We start from the raw sequence: 17120 nt of genomic DNA, 5'->3' as shown, positions 1-17120 counted from the left end.
CTCAGACCAGCGCGATCGTCGTCGTGATCAGGCCCCGGTCGATCAGCCACCGCCCCCGGAGTTCGGCCAGTGGTGCACCACCGTCGACGACGGATCCGTCGATGAGTATCCGCGACGTGAACGTGCCTGCCCGTGCCGAGGTCTGCTCGAAGGTGATGTGTGCGTCCTCGAACCCCAGCCACCGTTGGGTGAGTGGGAACCACGCCTTGTAGGTCGCCTCCTTGGCGCAGAACAGCAGCCGGTCCCAGTGCAGGTCGGTGCCGCGGGTGGCGAGCACGTCGCGTTCTTCGGCGAGGCTGGTGTGCTCCAGGACCCCGTCGGGCAGTCGGTCGTGCGGTTCGGCGTCGATCCCCAGGGATCGCACCTGCAGCGCATAGGCGACCACCGCCGCCCGGTAGCCGTCGCAGTGAGTGAGGCTGCCGACCACGCGGTCCGGCCACACCGGCATCCCGCGCTCACCCCGCAAGATGGGGGCGGGAGCGATCCCCAACTCCCCCATCGCTTGTCGGGCACAGTGACGGGCCGTCGTGAACTCGCGACGGCGTTTGTCCACTGCCCGCTCGATGAGTGACCGTTCGGCCGGCATCGGCTCGATACCCGGCGGATCGGTGAAGGCCTCGGCCGCGGCGACACCGTTCGGCACGAGTTGTTCGATCATCGATCGCCTTCCTTCGTTCTCGAACTCGAGCGGGATGCCCGCCGCTCTCGACGTTCGGCGATCCGCCGCGCGAACTCTGCGGCCCGGCGTTCGTAATCCGGCGGGAGTTCGAACCTCGCCCCGTGGCCCGGGAGGTCGTCCTCCGTCAATCCCGGATCGGGAATGATGGGACGTAGCAACGGTTCCGGCAGACCGCGACGCTTCCATTCCCGCGGGTAGCCGACCGACACCTCCTCGAAGCGCACGTCGTCGTACCAGGTCGTACGGGGGATGTGCAGGTGCCCGTACACGCAGCACGCGGCGTTGTACCGGGTGTGCCAGTCGGCGGTGAGTTCGCTGCCGCACCACAGCGCGAACTCCGGATACATCAGGGCGTCGGTCGGCTCGCGACGCAACGGCCAGTGGTTGATCAGCACGGTCGGCTCGGACGGGTCGAGCGCGTCCAACCGTCGGCGGGTCGCCTCGATGCGGGCCCGCCCCCAGGCGTCGCGGGTCGGATACGGTTCCGGCGACAACAGGAACTCGTCGGTGGCGACGACGTTGCGCTCGCGTGCCAACGCGAGCGCGGTCAGCGTCGTCGTGGTGCCCTCGGGCCGGAAGGTGTAGTCGTACAACAGGAACATCGGCACCACGCGTACGGCCGGTGACCCGTCACCAGGATCGAACAGCGGGTAGATGTCCTCCGGTGTCACCACGCCGATGTCGCGGCAGGCCTGCACCAGGTAGTCGTAGCGGGCGACACCGAAGATCTGCAACGGATCCTTGGCCGTGGTGTACAGCTCGTGGTTGCCCGGCACCCAGACGACGGTGTGGAACCGTGTCCGCAGGCGACGCAGCGTGTCGATGATGTCGTCGGTGCGTTCGGCGACGTCCCCGGCGACGATCAGCCAGTCCTCGCTGCTCTGCGGCCGGATCTGGTCAACGATGTGTTCGTTGCCCCGATGGGCGACGTGAAGGTCGCTGATCGCCCACAAGGTCGCCATGCCACCACCCTAACGATGTGGGCGCCGTCACCACCGACCCGCCCGGGACTTCGCCGACGGCAGCGAAGCCGACACCCGTGGACGACGAATCCACCTCGGGCGAGACCGAGGTGGATTCGTCGACAACGGGGTCTGGTGCGCTCGAGCGCTCAGCGGACGGGCGCTCCCGGCAGCGCCGACTTCTCGTAGGTCAGCACGCCGTCGGGTTCGGTGACGAACTCACCCGCGCAGCGTCCCTGGAACGCGGCCACGGTCACATCCCAGATCTTCGGGTCGAAGGACTCGAAGGTGTGCTCGAGGCCCAGGGCCGGCAGCGATTCGTTCGCCGGGATCGGCGTGACGCGGCACTGGCCGCCGTCGAGGTGGCCGTCGACCCATTCACGGGCGCTGCGCACGCCGTAGTACTCGGTGTCACCGGGGGTGTCGTCGCCGGCATTGAGCTGCTTCATGAACGGGGTACCCGGGCACACCTCCGGTCCGGCCTGCTGGCCGCACGCGCCGGGCGATCCGTACTGCGGACTGCCGAAGGCGAGGTAGGTGTCGACCTTCTCGGTGCCGCCCATCTCCTTGAGGTAGTAGCGGGCGCTGACGCCGCCGATACTGTGTCCGACGAGTGCGACACGGTCGTTCGGGTGCTCGCGTTTGATCCGGTCGACCTCGGCGGAGATCACCGCGGCGTCCTCTTTCACGTCGAACCCGAACAGGTTGAGCGCCTTGGACGGATACCCACGCGATGTGAGGTTGTCGGCCATGGGCAGGTACGGCACCTCCCCGAAGTACTGCCCGGGGATGATCAGGGCACGCGTCGTCGAGGGCGCCGCGTCGGCCGGGGCGGCCACCGCCGCGATCCCCGCCGTCGCCAATGCGCCGCAGGTCAGCGCGATGAGAGTTCTCAGTTTCCGAAGTGGCATGGCGGTAAGGGTACCCCAAGTTCGGCGGTGAACTTACCGGCGGGTCAGGTCGTCACCCCGGTGCGCCGCCAGTGACCCGAGCGCACCCGTGTCGCGACCGCGATCAACCGCAGCACCATGAACACGACGAGCCCCGTCCAGATACCGGCGAGTCCCCAGTCGAACACGAGTGACAACCAGATCAACGGCAGGAAGCCACCGAGCGCCGCGGCGAGCGTGGCGGTGCGCAGGAAGCGCGCGTCTCCCGCGCCGAGCAGCACCCCGTCGAGTGCGAACACGACACCGGCGATCGGCAGCATCGCGACGAAAAACCACCACGGGACCGAGATCGCATCGAGGATCTCCGGATCGGAGGTGAAGAGCTTCGGGATCAACGCCGCACCGGCGGCGAAGACTCCGGCCGCCACGCCGGCCGCCGCGAGCGACACCACCGTCACCCGCCGCGCGATCCCAGTGGCCGACTCGACGGCCCTGGCACCGAGGGCGGCGCCGACCAGGGACTGCGCGGCGATGGCGAGAGAGTCGAGGAACAGCGACATGAATTCCCAGAGCTGCAGCACCACCTGATGCGCGGCGACTGCGGCGACGCCGAACCGGGCGGCGACCGCCGCCGCGGACAGGAAGCACACCTGGAACGAGAGGCTGCGCAGCACCAGATCGCGTGCCATCACCAACTGCGCCCGGATCACCCCGGGGTCGGGGGCGATGCGCGGCGACGCCGAGCGACGCACCTCGCGGACCACACGGATCACGAACAGCAGACCGGTGAGCCCCTGACCGACCAGATTCGCGAAGGCACTTCCCGGCAGCCCCAACCTCGGGAACCCGGCGACCCCGTGGGTCAGCCCGACCACCAGCACCGCCGCCACCGACAACCCGGCAACGACGTAGAACACCGGCCGGCGGGTGTCCTGGACGCCGCGCATCCACCCGTTCCCGGCCATCGACAGCAGGATCAGCGGAACGCCGAACATCGCGATGCGCAGCCACCCGACGGCGTCGTCGACGACCTGCTCGGCGCCCGGCGAAGACGTCCCGACCAGCAGCCGCATCACCGTCGGGGCAAGCGGGTACATCACCGCCACCAGCAGCGCACCGACCGCAATCGCGATCCAACTCGCCTGGATGCCCTCGGAGACCGCACCCGACCGATCGCCGGCGCCGAACTTGCGGGCGGCCCTGGCGGTGGTGCCGTAGGACAGGAAGGTGAGCTGGGTGCTGATCACCGACAGCACGAGGGTGCCGACGCCGAGGGCGGCGAGTTCGTTGCCGCCGAGCCGTCCGACGACGGCGAGGTCGAGCAACAGGTACAGGGGCGGGGCGATGAGCACCGCGAGCGCCGACACCGTGAGCACGGCGATCCGGCGACCACTCGCCACCGGTGGCGCCGAGTCCGACTCGCTCAGAGCGACTCCACCAACCGCGCGATGACGTCGTCGACGGTGCCCGTGTCGCTGTAGCCCGAGGCGTGCCGATGGCCGCCACCGCCGTGGGCCGCGGCGATCGGGACGAGGTCGACGCTGTGTTTGGATCGCAGCGACACCGTCCACTCCTCGGGAGCGGTTTCCTTGAGAACCGCGGCGACCTCGGCCTCGTTCGCGGTCCGCACGATGTCGATGACGCTCTCGGACTCCTCCCAGCTCATCGCGGAGAGGATCTCGTGGCCGACGACGGCGTACACGCAGCCCTCGCCGCTGCACGCCTCCGGCAGCAGGCGGGCACCGGCCAGAACCTGGGCGACCATGGAGAACCAGCCGAACGGGTGGGTGTCGAGAAGTGCACGGCTCCACGCCCGTCCGTCGACGCCGGCCTCGATGAGGCGCGCCGCGATCCGGAACGACTCGGGGCGCGCCCACTTGAACGAGCCGGTGTCGGTGACGAGCCCCGCGTACAGACATGTCGCGATCTCGTCGTCGATCTCCACGCCCAACTCGTCGAGCACCGAGAGCACGAGGACGGCGGTGCAGTCGGCGCCGGGGTCGATCAGATCGAGTTCCGCGAAGCCCTCGTTGGAGGCGTGGTGGTCGATCGCCACCGAATGCTGCGCCGCGGAGAACACCGGTGCGAGTTCGTGCAACCGCCCCAGGCTGGCCGCATCGACCGATACCACCACGGGATGGCCGACGACCTCGGAGGCGGGGACCAGCAGCTTGCTGCCCGGCAGGTCACCGAGCACGGTCGGCAGCGACACCGTCGCCGGGAACGCCACCTCCACCTCGGTGCCGAGCCGGTCCAAGGCGAGTCCCAGCGCCAACCCGCTGCCGATGGTGTCCGCGTCCGGGCGGACATGGCAGAGGATCGTCACGGCCGGGACGCAGGTCAGTGCGCGGGCCACCGCCGTGCTGGTCGAGGCGGTCACTCCTGCGAACCGCTGTCGTCGGTGTGTTCGTCGTCGTCGCGGCGATAGGGATCGGCATCGCCGGCCGGTGACGCGCCGGCGGCCTGACGGGCGACGAGCTCGTCGTTCGCGCGGGCGCGGGCGACGAGTTCCTCCATCTGCCGGGCCGCGTCGGGCACGGTGTCGAGCACGAAGGTCAGCGTCGGGGTGAACCGCACCCCGGTGCCGGCTCCCACTTTCGACCGCAGAATTCCCGTCGCCTTCGCTAGGCCTGCGGCGGCGGCCTCGTAGTCAGGTTCGGCGTCGATGGATTCGCCCATGACGGTGTAGAACACCGTCGCGTCGTGGAGATCGTTGGTCACCCGGGCGTCGGTGATGGTGACGAAGGCCAGGCGTGGATCCTTGATCTCGGTGCCGATCGCCGACGCGACGATCGAGGAGATCCGTTTCGCCAGGCGCGCAGCTCGTGCCGAATCAGCCATCTTCGATCCTTTCCACTGGAAAACTACTCCCCTTCGGTCGCCGCACGCATAGGGGCGCGGAGACCGAAGGGGAGATCGTGTGTGCGGCAGGTCAGTCCCGCGCCTTCTCCTGCAACTCGTAGGTCTCGATGACGTCGTCGACCTTGATGTCGCTGTAGGTCAGCGTGAGACCACATTCGTAGCCTTCGCGCACCTCGGTCACGTCGTCCTTCTCCCGACGCAGCGACGACAGCGTCAGGTTCTCGGCGACCACGACGTTGTCGCGGAGCAGGCGAGCCTTGGCGTTGCGGCGCATGATGCCCGACTGGACCAGGCAGCCGGCGATGTTGCCGACCTTCGACGACTTGAAGATGGCCCGGATCTCGGCGCGGCCGAGCTCCACCTCTTCGTAGATCGGCTTGAGCATGCCCTTGAGCGCGCTCTCGATCTCGTCGATCGCCTGGTAGATCACCGAGTAGTACCGGATGTCGACGCCCTCGCGGTTGGCCAGCTCGGTGGCCTTGCCCTCCGCACGGACGTTGAAGCCGATGATGATCGCGTCGGACGCCGCCGCGAGGTTGACGTTGGTCTCGGTGACACCACCGACACCGCGGTCGATGACCCGCAGCGAGACCTCGTCGCCCATGTCGATCCCCAGCAGTGCCTCTTCGAGCGCCTCGACGGTACCCGAGTTGTCGCCCTTCAGGATGAGGTTGAGCTGGCTGGTCTCCTTGAGCGCCGAATCCAGGTCCTCGAGGCTGATCCGCTTACGGCTGCGCGCGGCCAGCGCGTTGCGTTTACGCGCGTTGCGCCGGTCGGCGATCTGCCGGGCGGTGCGGTCCTCTTCGACGACGAGCATGTTGTCGCCTGCGCCGGGCACCGACGTGAAGCCGATGACCTGGACCGGACGCGACGGCAGCGCCTCGGCGACGTCGTCGCCGTGCTCGTCGACCATGCGGCGGACACGTCCGTAGGCATCGCCCGCGACGATCGAGTCGCCGACCTTGAGCGTGCCGCGCTGCACGAGCACGGTCGCCACCGGTCCGCGACCGCGGTCGAGGTGCGCCTCGATCGCGACGCCCTGGGCGTCCATGTCGGGGTTGGCACGCAAATCCAGCGAGGCGTCCGCGGTCAGCAGAACCGCTTCCAGCAACGCGTCGATGTTGTCGCCCTGCTTGGCAGAGATGTCGACGAACATCGTCTCGCCGCCGTACTCCTCGGGGATCAGGCCGTACTCGGTGAGCTGACCACGGATCTTCGCCGGGTCGGCGCCTTCCTTGTCGATCTTGTTGACCGCCACCACGATCGGCACATCGGCTGCCTGCGCGTGGTTGACCGCCTCCACCGTCTGCGGCATGACGCCGTCGTCGGCCGCGACCACGAGGATCGCGATGTCGGTGGCCTTCGCACCACGGGCACGCATGGCGGTGAACGCCTCGTGACCCGGGGTGTCGATGAAGGTGATCAGGCGATCGTCCCCGTTGAGGTGGGTGTTCACCTGGTAGGCACCGATGTGCTGGGTGATGCCACCGGCCTCCGCCTCACGGACGTTGGCCTTGCGCACGGTGTCGAGCAGTCGGGTCTTGCCGTGGTCGACGTGACCCATGACGGTGACCACCGGCGGACGCTGCTCGAGATCTTCTTCGCCGCCCTCGTCCTCGCCGTAGGACAGATCGAAGCTCTCCAGGAGCTCGCGATCCTCGTCCTCCGGGCTGACGACCTGGACGGTGTAGTTCATCTCGGAGCCGAGCAGCTCCAGCGTCTCGTCGTTGACCGACTCGGTTGCCGTGACCATCTCGCCCAGGTTGAACAACGCCTGGACCAGCGATGCCGGGTTGGCGTCGATCTTGTCGGCGAAGTCGGACAGCGATGCGCCGCGGGCGAGACGGATGGTCTCGCCGTTGCCGCGCGGCAGGCGAACGCCACCGACGGCCGGAGCCTGCATGTTTTCGTATTCGGCGCGTTTTGCGCGCTTCGACTTGCGGCCCTTGCGGGGTGCGCCTCCAGGACGACCGAACGCGCCCGCGGCACCGCCGCGACCGCGACCGCCGCCGCCACCGGGGCGTCCGCGGAAGCCGCCGGGAGCGCCGCCGCCACCGCCGGGTCCGCCGCGGAAGCCACCGCCACCGCCGCCACCACGGCCGCCGCCGCCACCGGGTCCGCCGCGACCGGGTCGGCCTGCGTCAGGGCGTGCGGCACGGCTCGGCATGGCACCGGGGCTGGGCCGCGGAGGCATGCTGCCGGGGCTCGGGCGGGGTCCACCCTGGCCGGGTCCGGGACGAGGACCTCCCTGTCCGGGACGTCCCCCGGCGCCGGGACGACCGCCGCCGGGGCGAGGGCCACCCTGTCCCGGTCCGGGGCGGGGGCCCTGCGGCCGCGGAGCGGGCGCGGGTGCAGAGGAATAGGGGTTGTTGCCGACGCGCGGGGCACGCGGGCCGGGCTTCGGCCCGGGACGCGGACCCGGACGTGCGGGTGCACCGGTGTCCTGCGCGGCCGGGGCCTCCGGCTTGGGGGCCGGCGCAGGCTTCGGCTTGGCCGGCGTCGGCGCGGGTGTCGGCGTCGGGGCTGCATTGGCGGCCGCTGCCGGTGACGGACCCGGGGTGGGTGCACCGGGCTTGGGACCGGGTCGGGCCGCCGGGCCGGGCTTCACGCCGCCGTTCGCGCCGGGCTTGGGGGCGCCGCCGGGTTTCGGCGCCGACTTGGCGCCGTCTTTCGCCCCCGACTGGGGGAATGATTCGCGGAGTCGACGGGCCACGGGGGCCTCCACCGTCGACGACGCGGACTTGACGAACTCGCCCTGTTCCTTCAGACGCTCGAGCACCTGTTTGCTCGTCACGCCGAGTTCTTTGGCCAGTTCATGAACGCGGGCTTTGCCTGCCACTGCTCTCCTCACTTGGAGGTCGAGCGGGCTGCCCGCTACGACCTCGGTTTACGTCCGATACGCGCTCATCGTGGGTACTTCACGGTGTGCTCATGTCTTCTGCTACCTGTTCCGGCCGTTACGGCCATCTACTTCGGTGATCCCACCGATCGATTCGGCGAGGTCGTCGGGGTCCACGGTCAGACCGGGGACCCGTAGCGCCGAGCCGAACGCCTTACGTCGCACCGCCGCGGTCACACAGTCCCGCCGCGGGTGCAACCAGGCACCTCGTCCCGGCATGGTTCGCGTGCCGTCGACCACGAGTTCCGGCGGACCGTCGCCCTGACGGACGGCGACCCGGACCAGCTCCGCGGCCTCGGCACGTTGACGACAACCGACACACATCCGGACTGGACCCCGGCGGTCTGAGCCGTCGTGTGGGGCCGGTCGTTCGACGATGTCGGCAGCCTTCGCTGAACCATCGATCAGTCTAGCGCGCCGTGTCCGTTCCCGAACAACCGGCTGGTCAGTCGGCATGCGACGCGCCATGACGACCGCCGTGTGCCGCCGGTGGTGTCGGGTCGGCGTCCGAGCGGATGTCGATGCGCCAGCCGGTCAGCCGGGCCGCGAGGCGCGCATTCTGCCCTTCTTTGCCGATCGCCAGCGAGAGCTGATAGTCGGGTACCACCACCCGCGCGGCCTTGCCGGCCAGATCGATGACCTCGACGGACACAACCTTCGCCGGCGACAGCGCATTCCCGACGAAGACGCCGGGATCGGTGTCGAAGTCGATGATGTCGATCTTCTCGCCGGCGAGCTCACTCATCACGTTGCGGACCCGCTGCCCCATCGGACCGATGCAGGCGCCTTTCGCGTTGAGACCGCTGACACCGGTGTGGACGGCGATCTTGGAGCGGTGCCCGGCCTCGCGGGCGACCGCGACGATCTCCACCGATCCGTCCTCGATCTCGGGCACCTCCAGCGAGAACAGCTTGCGGACCAGATTGGGGTGGGTGCGCGACAGGGTGATCTGGGGACCACGCGGTCCGCGTGACACACCGACGACGTAGCACTTGATGCGGTCACCGTGCTGATAGGTCTCGCCGGGCACCTGTTCGGCCGGCGGGATCACCCCTTCGGCACTGTTGGCGTCACTGCCGATCTGGACGACGATCATGCCGCGAGCGTTGGCGCGGGCATCCTGCTGGACGACGCCGCCGACGATCTCTCCCTCGTGGGTCACATAGTCGCCGAAGTTTTTCTCGTTCTCGGCGTCACGCAGGCGTTGCAGGATGACCTGGCGCGCGGTGGTGGCCGCGATGCGTCCGAAACCTTCCGGGGTGTCGTCCCATTCGTGGACGACGTCGCCGTTGGCGTCGAGTTCCTGTGCCATCACGCGCACCGCACCGGTCTTGCGGTTGACGTCGATCCGCGCGTGCGGCGCGAAGCCCTCGGTGTGCCGGTAGGCGGTCAGCAGGGCGGTCTCGATGGCGGTGATGACCGTCTCGATGGAGATGCCCTTGTCGGCCTCGATCATCCGCAACGCGTTGATGTCGATGTTCATCTGGCTGGACTCCTATTCATTTGTCGATTCCTATTCATTTGTCCGATTCGATTGTGCGCAGATCCGCTGCGTTTGTGAATGCGATGCGCGATGTCGGTCAGGGTGCGGAGCGCCGCAGCGCTATTTCGTCGGCGTCGAGTCCGCACATCTCGAGTTCGGCAACCGAGGGCCGGGAGAAATCGACCTCGACGACCGCCTTGATCACCGAGTCCAGCGCTACCCGTTCGGTGCGCAGACGACCGCGCTCGTTGATGACGAGGACAACCGACTCGTCGTCGATCGGACCGATCCGGGCTGTGTGGTGGGCCGCAGCGCCCGCGTCGTCGGTGTGATCGACGGCGACCTTGCGGCCGGTGGCGCGGCGCCAATGACGAGGCCGCGTCAGCGGTCTGCCCACCCCGGGCGAGGTGACCTCGAGGGCGAAGACGGCGTCGGCGGTGTCGGGTGCCGCGTCGAGAGCGTCGGAGAGGTCCCTGCTGAGGTCGGCGAGCACGTCGAGGTTGCCACCTCCGTCGCGATCGACGACGACGCTCACCTCAGGACGATCGGCAGGTCCGGAGACGACGACATCCTCGAGGTCGAACCCACGCGCCGACACCAGCGGTTCGACGAGCCGGTGGACCTGCTCGGCAGTGATCGGCACGGATGCTCCTCGTCTTCAGTTGTCCGGCGTCCTCGGTTGACTCGGCGTCTCGAGTCGCCCCGCCCCGGCTCGCACGCAGTGGACCACTGTAGACCATCGACATCCCGACCCGACGCCGCCGCGCGGTACTTCGCCGATTCCCGGGCCGGCGTGGGCGGCTGGCATCATGTCTCGCGTGACCACACCCCTCACCCGGCGGGCGGTCCTCCGCGGTGGCCTCGCCGCCACGGCCGGCGCCATCACGATCTCCGCCGTCGCGGCGTGTGATCGAGGACCGTCGCCCGAGCAGATCACCGCGGCCGCCCTGCTGCCTCTGGCGGATGCTGCGCTCGCCGATCAGGCCGCTGCCACTGCCCTCGCCCCGCTGACACCCGAGTACGCCAATGCGCTCGGTGTGGTGGCGGCTCAGCGCGGCGAGCACGCGCAGTCGTTGCGCGAGGAGATCACCCGATTGGACCAGGAGACCGCGGGCCGGATCGCGTCGACCGGCGCCGCCGCGGGATCGTCCGCGCCCAACGGCCCGTCCGGTGCACCTGCCCCACCCGCACCGACGGTGTCGACGGTCGCCGGGATGCGTGACCTGCTGCGACAGTCCGCCCGGACGTCAGCGCAGGCAACCGGTTCCTTGAGTGGGTACCCGGCGGGCCTCGCCGGCGCGATCAGCGCATCCGTGACCAGCATGGTGGAGGTACAGCTCGCATGACCGCGACCACCGACGCGCTCTCTGTCGCCGTGGACACCGAGAACGCTGCGATCTTCACCTACGGGGTGTCCACGGCTTTCGTGTCCGCCGCGCGCCGTCCGACGGTCGCCGAATACGTTGCCGCCCACCGGGTACAGCGAGATGCGCTGGTCGATGCCCTGAATTCCGCCGACGCGACGGTCCCCGAGGCGGCGGCCGGGTACACCCTGCCGGTCGAGATCGACGACTCGGTCACCGCGGTCCGTGCGCTGCTGTCGGCCGAAGTGGACTGCACTGTCGCCTACCGTGCGCTCATCGAACAGGGCGACACCCCCGAGATCCGCCGCATGGCACTCGACGGGCTCACCGCGGCATCCGTGCGCGCCGCGAACTGGCGTGTCGCGCTTCGTGACTCGCCGGTCACCGTGGCATTTCCGGGTTCGACCGGATAGTCCGGCCGCCGGACCGCTTCAGGGCCACAGAATGGTGGCGACCACGAGTGCCGTCCACACGAACAGGCCCAGCGCGTAGGAGCCGTAGGCGCGGGCCTTCTCGGAGGCTTCCTCGGCCGCTTCGTGGTCACCGGTCAGCCACAGCGGGGTGACTTGCGAGGATTGGTGCAGCGCGGCGATCCCCAACGGCCAGAAGAACACGAGGGCAACACCTGCCCACGCGGCGTTGGTGGCGGGCATGGTCAAGTCCGAGCACTCGGCGGCGATCGTCTCGTGTGCCGCTCGCTGCGTATCGGTCTGGCGCTGGGTGGGATACATCGGCTCTCCTGCTCGGTCGGCCCGGGCGGGCATCTCTCGACTCAGATGCAGCGAGCTGACCGAAATGTTCCCGGCCGACCGAGCGGCGAGGTGACGCCCTACCCCCGAGCCGCCTCCGTGACGCGCGCGACCGCATCGTCGACCGGCACCTCGACGGCCTCGCCGGTGAAACGGTCACGGATCTCGATGGTGCCGTTGGCATATCCGCGGCCGACCACGACGACGACCGGCATACCGAGCAGTTCGGCGTCCTTGAACTTGACGCCGGGCGACGCCTTGCGGTCGTCGAGCAGGACCGACAGTCCGGCGCCGTCGAGGTCCTCGGCCAGTTGGTGCGCACCGGCGATCGCCGCGTCGTCCTTGTTGGCGATGACCAGGTGCACCGCGAACGGGGCGACCGAACGCGGCCAGCGCAGACCCTTCTCGTCGTGACATTGCTCGGCGATGACGGCCACGAGTCGGGACACGCCGACCCCGTAGGACCCCATGGTGAGTCGGACCGGTTTGCCACTCTCGCCGAGCACGTCGACCTCGAAGGCGTCGGTGTACTTCTGGCCGAGTTGGAAGATGTGGCCGATCTCGATGCCCTTGGCCGACACCAGCGGGCCCTTGCCGTCGGGCGACGGATCACCGTCACGCACCTCGGCGGCCTCGATGGTTCCGTCGGCGGTGAAGTCGCGTCCGGCCACCAGATTCACGACGTGGCGGCCGGGCTCGTCGGCGCCGGTGATCCAGGCGGTGCCGTCCACCACCCGGGGATCGACGAGATAGCGAACCCCGTTGGCCGCCAGCCCCTTCGGCCCGATGTAGCCCTTGACCAGGAACGGGTTGGCGGCGAAGTCCGCGTCGGTGAGGACCTCGACCTCGGCCGGTTCCAGCGACGCCTCGAGTCGCTTCATGTCGACCTCGCGGTCGCCGGGTACGCCGATGCCGGTGATCTCCCACTCACCGCCGGGCCGGCGCACCTTCACCATGACGTTCTTGAGGGTGTCGTGTGCGCCGTAGGTGCCGTCGAGCGCGTCATTGGCCCAGGCGACGAGTGTGTCGATGGTCGGGGTGTCAGGTGTGTCGTAGACCTTCGCCTCGGGCAATCCGTCGAACGGGATCGGTTCCGGTGCCGGGGTGATCACGGCTTCGACGTTGGCCGCGTACCCGGATTCGACACACCGCACGAACGTGTCCTCCCCGACCGCGCTCTCGGCCAGGAACTCCTCGGATGCGCTGCCGCCCATCGCCCCGGAGGTGGCTGCCACGATCACGTAGTCGACCTCGAGGCGTCGGAAGATCTTCTGATACGCCTCGCGATGGGCGTTGTAGGCCTTCTTGAGGCCGTCGTCGTCGAGGTCGAACGAGTAGGCGTCCTTCATGACGAACTCGCGGCCGCGCAGAATGCCTGCGCGCGGCCGTTCCTCGTCGCGGTACTTGGTCTGGATCTGATAGAGGACGACGGGCAGGTCCTTGTACGAGGAGTACTCACCCTTGACCAGCTGCGCGAACAGCTCTTCGTGAGTGGGCCCGAGGAGCATGTCGGCGCCCTTGCGGTCCTTGAGCCGGAACAGGTTGTCGCCGTATTCGGTCCACCGGCCGGTCGACTCGTAGGGGTCGCGGGGCAGCAACGCCGGCAGCAGGATCTCCTGGGCACCGATCGCGTCCATCTCCTCGCGGACGACGTCCTCCACCGCCCGCAACACCCGCAGACCCAGCGGCAACCAGGTGTACACACCGGGCGCGGCGCGGCGGACGTAACCGGCACGGACCAGGAGTTTGTGGCTGGGCACCTCGGCGTCGGCCGGGTCGTCGCGGAGCGTGCGCAGGAACAGCGTCGACATGCGAGTGATCACAGGTGACCAGCTTAGACGTGTGTTCCCGGCGGTCGTTATGGTGTTGCGGTGCTCGTCATCCTGCCTCCTTCCGAGACCAAGTCCGACGGTGGACGCGGCGCGCCGCTCGACCTGGACACCCTCTCCTTCGACGAGCTGAACCCGATCCGCAAGCGCATCGCCGAGGGACTGGTCGACCTGGCGTGCGACCTGGATGCCAGCCGTGAGGCGCTCGGCCTGGGTCGGACACAGCTGGCCGAGGTGGACCGCAACGCCGACCTGTGGCTCTCCCCCACCCGCCCGGCGATCGAGCGGTACACCGGGGTGCTCTACGACGCCCTCGACCACGCCTCGTTCACGCGGGCGCAGAAGACCAAGGCCGCCGACCGTCTCGCGGTCGGGTCGGCACTGTTCGGCGTCGTCCGGGCCGGCGACATGATCCCCGCCTATCGACTGTCGGGCGGGTCCAAGCTGCCCGGCATGCCGACACTGGCGTCGGTGTGGAAACCCGAGCTGTCGGAAAGCCTCGACGCCGTCGACGACTTCGTCGTCGATCTGCGGTCCGGTGTGTACCAGCAACTCGGTCCGGTGCACGGGGCGGTGACCGCGACCGTGATGACCGAGGCCGCCGACGGTTCGCGGAAGGTGGTCAGCCACTTCAACAAGCACTACAAGGGTTTGATGGCGCGCGAGCTGGTGCGTACGCGGCGCAACGTCCGCGACGTCGACTCCCTCGCGGCTGTGCTGTCCGATGCGGGACAGCGTGTGGAGATCGCGCGAGCCGATCAGATCGTCGTCATCACGGAGTGAGCGCTCACCCGAAGGTGTTCCCGCTGGTCGAGTAGCCCGCCATTTCCGCTGGTCGAGCAGCCCGCCATTTTCCGCTGGTCGAGCAGCCCGCCATTTTCCGCTGGTCGAGCAGCCCGCCATTTTCCGCTGGTCGAGCAGCCCACCATTTTCCGCTGGTCGAGCAGCCCGCCATTTTCCGCTGGTCGAGTAGCTGTCGAGCCGCTAGGCGAGACGGCGTATCGAGACCGCCATGACCCTCTCGCGGTCTCGATACGCTCCTCGCCCAGGGGCTCGTCGCTACTCGACCATCGGCAGGAGGCCCTCGCCCAGGGGCTCGTCGCTACTCGACCATCGGGGGGAAACCACCGGACAACGGTGCACCGAGGGACATCACAGCAGTCCGTCGATCAAGTCCGCTGCCCGCACCGCACCATCGGTCTCCACCGGCCGGTAGTCGACATCGGCGTGCAGCGTCTCGATGATCGCGGCGGCCAGGCGGTCCGGGTCGGCGGCGTCCTCGTAGGGCATGTACCGCCCGGCCCGATACTGCTCCAGACGATGCCGGACGTGGAAGTTCTGTTCGAAATGGTTACGCAACGGCACATAGATGAAGGGGCGTCGACTCGCGGTCAGCTCCATACAGGTGGTCAAGCCGCCCTGGACGACGGCGAGATCACAGGCGGCGAGATGGCGATGCAGGTCGGGCAGGAATCCAGGGATACGGACGCGACGCGACACCTCGTCGGTGTGACCGACCAACGCTTCCGGATCGATCCGCGGCCCACACACGATGAGGAACTGCAGCGCCGGTTCGAGGCGGCACGCGAGCGGGACGGCGTCGAGCACACGTCGCAGGAGGGCAGTGCCGACACCGGAGCCGCCGACCGTGACCAGACAGAGCAGGTCGTCCCGGCGCAGACCGAGACCCGCCCGGAGTCTGGCCGTCTCCTCCTCCGATGGGGGTGTGAATCCCGAGATGTACCCGGAGAAGTCGAAGTTGTTGTTCGTCCACTCACGGATGCGCGGCAGGTCGGGACCGAACGTCTCGTCGACCACATCATCCCGATTGCCCACGAAGACCGAGTGGTCGCGCAACCGCCGGTATCGCGCCCGTTGTTCGATCATCTCGGCGTTGTAGTCGGCGGTCAGTGCGGCCTCGTCGTCGCCACCGGACGGCATCGGCAGCCACCCGACGAAGTCGGTCAACCACACGAACGGAAAGCGCTTGGACTCGGGATTCTCGTGCATGAAGTAATCGACATCCCACGCCTCGTCCCCGATCACCACGTCGTAGGGCGTCTCGGCGGCGACCTCGTCGAAGATCATGAAGTTCTGCAACAGTGTCTCGTCCATGCGACGGATGGCCTGGAACGCGTTGAGGTCGTGGTCGGCGCATTCGTCTTCGATGTGACGCGATTCGCTCGCCAGATAGCGGGACGCCGGATGGATGCGCTCGCCGGCAGCCGCCAGCACCCGGGTCACCGGATCCTGTGCCAGCCAGTCGATCTGCAGGTCGGGATGTCGCTGCTGTAGCTCGGCGGCGATCGCCAGATCCCGCCGGGCGTGGCCCAGACCGATCGGCGACGACAGGTACAGCGCCCGGCGCGGACGCTGCCGCGACCTGGTCCAGGTGGTGAACGACGGCGGTTGCGGGGCGGGGAAGATCTGGTCGGCGAACTCTCGGATCAAACTGTTCATACGGACCGGTTCCCGACCCGGAACACCGTGCCCGACACCGTCGAGCAGCACCAATGACCCGCCCGTCAACTCCGCCAACCGCTCGCCTATTCCCGCCGGGCGCACCCGGTCCTCTGTCCCGTGCACCACCAGAACCGGACAGGCCACCTTCGCGCACAACGGTTCGAGCGGTTGCGCGTCGGCCCCGTGCAGGCCGAGCCTGCCGGCGGTGGTGTCGGCGAGGGTGTCGGCGGAGATGTCGCTCGCCCAGCCGACGAAGTCCTCACGCTGCTTGGTCGAGTGCGGCTCGTGATACATCCGGTCGGCGAAGAAGCTGATGAAATCCTCGAGTCCACCGTCGCGCCAGTAGTGTTCGTTGTACTTCGCCCATCCGTGCACGGTGTCCAGGCGCTTGTCGTACGCGAAGACGTCGCGCTCCGGGCTCGGCACCGACAGTCCGCACGACGGTGCGATCGCCACGATCCCGGCAACCCGTTCGGGATGCCCGGCCGCCACATGCACCGACCAGGCCACCCCGCACGAAAAGCCCACCAGCAGAGCTCGATCGGTCTCGGTGGCATCCATCACCGCGACCGCGTCCGCAGCGAACTCGGCATCCGTGTAGCACGCGGCGCCCTGCGGCCGTCCGGAGCGGCCGGAACCGCGGCCGTCGAACGTCACCACGCGATAGTGCCGGGCCAGGTACGGCACCTGGAGCTTCCACACCCGCGAGTCGATGATCGACCAGGTGGGCAGGAGGATCACCGTCGGACGATCGGCATCGTAGACGTCGTATGCGATCCGAACATCGTTGCGTTGCACGGAGTCCGATCGGTCCGGAACGCGTGGACGATGCCGGGCCACCCCTACCGGAACATCGGGCCGGGACGGGCACGCTACTTGAGTCGTCATCCTGCGCCTCCTCGACGACGTCGCGTTCTCAGTGTGCTCCTCCGCCACCCCG

16 protein-coding genes are annotated in these 17120 nt (G+C 68.6%); 3 read left to right on the top strand and 13 right to left on the bottom strand.

The genetic code is table 11. The annotated features are described in order from the left end of the window. Window position 1 precedes the first annotated feature (1 nt). The 10 genes from V1Y59_RS06860 to rimP form a co-directional block, all read right to left on the bottom strand. Complete coding sequence (locus V1Y59_RS06860; RefSeq protein WP_330504069.1) at window positions 2–658, bottom strand: 4'-phosphopantetheinyl transferase family protein; 657 nt, start codon at window positions 656–658, stop codon at window positions 2–4. Then, window positions 655–1641, bottom strand: coding sequence for a metallophosphoesterase family protein (locus tag V1Y59_RS06855; RefSeq protein ID WP_330504068.1), 987 nt, complete (start codon window positions 1639–1641; stop codon window positions 655–657). The genes V1Y59_RS06860 and V1Y59_RS06855 overlap by 4 nt, the downstream gene beginning before the upstream one ends. Before the next feature lie 149 nt (window positions 1642–1790). Further along, window positions 1791–2552, bottom strand: a complete 762-nt coding sequence (locus V1Y59_RS06850; protein ID WP_330504067.1) for an esterase/lipase family protein — start codon at window positions 2550–2552, stop codon at window positions 1791–1793. Between the two features lie 44 nt (window positions 2553–2596). Beyond that, complete coding sequence (locus V1Y59_RS06845; RefSeq protein WP_330504066.1) at window positions 2597–3931, bottom strand: MATE family efflux transporter; 1335 nt, start codon at window positions 3929–3931, stop codon at window positions 2597–2599. Window positions 3932–3954: 23 nt separating this feature from the next. Then, window positions 3955–4911, bottom strand: a complete 957-nt coding sequence (locus V1Y59_RS06840) for a DHH family phosphoesterase (RefSeq protein ID WP_330504065.1) — start codon at window positions 4909–4911, stop codon at window positions 3955–3957. Further along, window positions 4908–5372, bottom strand: coding sequence for a 30S ribosome-binding factor RbfA (gene rbfA / locus V1Y59_RS06835; RefSeq protein ID WP_330504064.1), 465 nt, complete (start codon window positions 5370–5372; stop codon window positions 4908–4910). Before rbfA ends, V1Y59_RS06840 begins: the two co-directional genes overlap by 4 nt. A gap of 91 nt (window positions 5373–5463) precedes the next feature. Continuing rightward, window positions 5464–8232 (bottom strand): translation initiation factor IF-2, encoded by a 2769-nt coding sequence (gene infB / locus V1Y59_RS06830; RefSeq protein ID WP_330504063.1) that lies wholly within the window; start codon window positions 8230–8232, stop codon window positions 5464–5466. Between the two features lie 102 nt (window positions 8233–8334). After that, window positions 8335–8616: a YlxR family protein gene (locus V1Y59_RS06825; RefSeq protein ID WP_330504062.1), complete on the bottom strand. Its 282-nt coding sequence runs from the start codon at window positions 8614–8616 to the stop codon at window positions 8335–8337. Window positions 8617–8737: 121 nt separating this feature from the next. Continuing rightward, a complete protein-coding gene (nusA, locus tag V1Y59_RS06820; protein ID WP_330504061.1) occupies window positions 8738–9775 on the bottom strand; it encodes a transcription termination factor NusA in 1038 nt (345 codons plus the stop codon). Window positions 9776–9872: 97 nt separating this feature from the next. Next, window positions 9873–10418 carry a ribosome maturation factor RimP gene (rimP, locus tag V1Y59_RS06815; RefSeq protein WP_330504060.1) on the bottom strand — a complete coding sequence of 182 codons (546 nt, stop codon included), beginning with the start codon at window positions 10416–10418 and terminating at the stop codon, window positions 9873–9875. A 166-nt stretch (window positions 10419–10584) separates the two neighbouring features. Here rimP and V1Y59_RS06810 point away from each other — a divergent pair, with 166 nt between their 5' ends. Both V1Y59_RS06810 and V1Y59_RS06805 read left to right on the top strand, forming a co-directional pair. Further along, window positions 10585–11121, top strand: a complete 537-nt coding sequence (locus tag V1Y59_RS06810; protein ID WP_330432255.1) for a hypothetical protein — start codon at window positions 10585–10587, stop codon at window positions 11119–11121. Next, window positions 11118–11552 carry a ferritin-like domain-containing protein gene (locus V1Y59_RS06805; RefSeq protein ID WP_330504059.1) on the top strand — a complete coding sequence of 145 codons (435 nt, stop codon included), beginning with the start codon at window positions 11118–11120 and terminating at the stop codon, window positions 11550–11552. The genes V1Y59_RS06810 and V1Y59_RS06805 overlap by 4 nt, the downstream gene beginning before the upstream one ends. A gap of 18 nt (window positions 11553–11570) precedes the next feature. On the opposite strand, the gene V1Y59_RS06800 is transcribed toward V1Y59_RS06805, so the two are convergent. Together V1Y59_RS06800 and V1Y59_RS06795 are read right to left on the bottom strand one after the other, a co-directional pair. Then, the gene (locus V1Y59_RS06800) at window positions 11571–11870 is read right to left on the bottom strand and encodes a CD225/dispanin family protein (RefSeq protein WP_330432257.1); all 300 of its coding nucleotides are present in this window, start codon (window positions 11868–11870) and stop codon (window positions 11571–11573) included. A 98-nt stretch (window positions 11871–11968) separates the two neighbouring features. After that, window positions 11969–13699: a proline--tRNA ligase gene (locus tag V1Y59_RS06795; protein ID WP_330504130.1), complete on the bottom strand. Its 1731-nt coding sequence runs from the start codon at window positions 13697–13699 to the stop codon at window positions 11969–11971. A gap of 60 nt (window positions 13700–13759) precedes the next feature. Here V1Y59_RS06795 and yaaA point away from each other — a divergent pair, with 60 nt between their 5' ends. Next, the gene (gene yaaA / locus V1Y59_RS06790; RefSeq protein WP_330504058.1) at window positions 13760–14500 is read left to right on the top strand and encodes a peroxide stress protein YaaA; all 741 of its coding nucleotides are present in this window, start codon (window positions 13760–13762) and stop codon (window positions 14498–14500) included. A 369-nt stretch (window positions 14501–14869) separates the two neighbouring features. On the opposite strand, the gene V1Y59_RS06785 is transcribed toward yaaA, so the two are convergent. Next, window positions 14870–17068, bottom strand: a complete 2199-nt coding sequence (locus tag V1Y59_RS06785; RefSeq protein WP_330504057.1) for an alpha/beta fold hydrolase — start codon at window positions 17066–17068, stop codon at window positions 14870–14872. Window positions 17069–17120: the final 52 nt, after the last annotated feature.

The sequence above is a fragment of the Gordonia prachuapensis genome (assembly GCF_036350515.1).
GTDB classification, from domain to species: domain Bacteria; phylum Actinomycetota; class Actinomycetes; order Mycobacteriales; family Mycobacteriaceae; genus Gordonia; species Gordonia prachuapensis.
The sequence above is the reverse complement of the archived record's forward strand: the minus strand, read 5'-3'. Positions and strand labels throughout refer to the sequence as shown.

Bases quoted from the DNA above. Each gene is read 5' to 3' on its own strand.
- V1Y59_RS06860 (WP_330504069.1), bottom strand. From the start codon at position 658: ATGATCGAACAACTCGTGCCGAACGGTGTCGCCGCGGCCGAGGCCTTC.
- V1Y59_RS06855 (WP_330504068.1), bottom strand. From the start codon at position 1,641: ATGGCGACCTTGTGGGCGATCAGCGACCTTCACGTCGCCCATCGGGGC.
- V1Y59_RS06850 (WP_330504067.1), bottom strand. From the start codon at position 2,552: ATGCCACTTCGGAAACTGAGAACTCTCATCGCGCTGACCTGCGGCGCA.
- rbfA (WP_330504064.1), bottom strand. From the start codon at position 5,372: ATGGCTGATTCGGCACGAGCTGCGCGCCTGGCGAAACGGATCTCCTCG.
- V1Y59_RS06825 (WP_330504062.1), bottom strand. From the start codon at position 8,616: ATGTGTGTCGGTTGTCGTCAACGTGCCGAGGCCGCGGAGCTGGTCCGG.
- nusA (WP_330504061.1), bottom strand. From the start codon at position 9,775: ATGAACATCGACATCAACGCGTTGCGGATGATCGAGGCCGACAAGGGC.
- V1Y59_RS06810 (WP_330432255.1), top strand. From the start codon at position 10,585: ATGTCTCGCGTGACCACACCCCTCACCCGGCGGGCGGTCCTCCGCGGT.
- V1Y59_RS06805 (WP_330504059.1), top strand. From the start codon at position 11,118: ATGACCGCGACCACCGACGCGCTCTCTGTCGCCGTGGACACCGAGAAC.
- V1Y59_RS06800 (WP_330432257.1), bottom strand. From the start codon at position 11,870: ATGTATCCCACCCAGCGCCAGACCGATACGCAGCGAGCGGCACACGAG.
- V1Y59_RS06795 (WP_330504130.1), bottom strand. From the start codon at position 13,699: ATGTCGACGCTGTTCCTGCGCACGCTCCGCGACGACCCGGCCGACGCC.
- V1Y59_RS06785 (WP_330504057.1), bottom strand. From the start codon at position 17,068: ATGACGACTCAAGTAGCGTGCCCGTCCCGGCCCGATGTTCCGGTAGGG.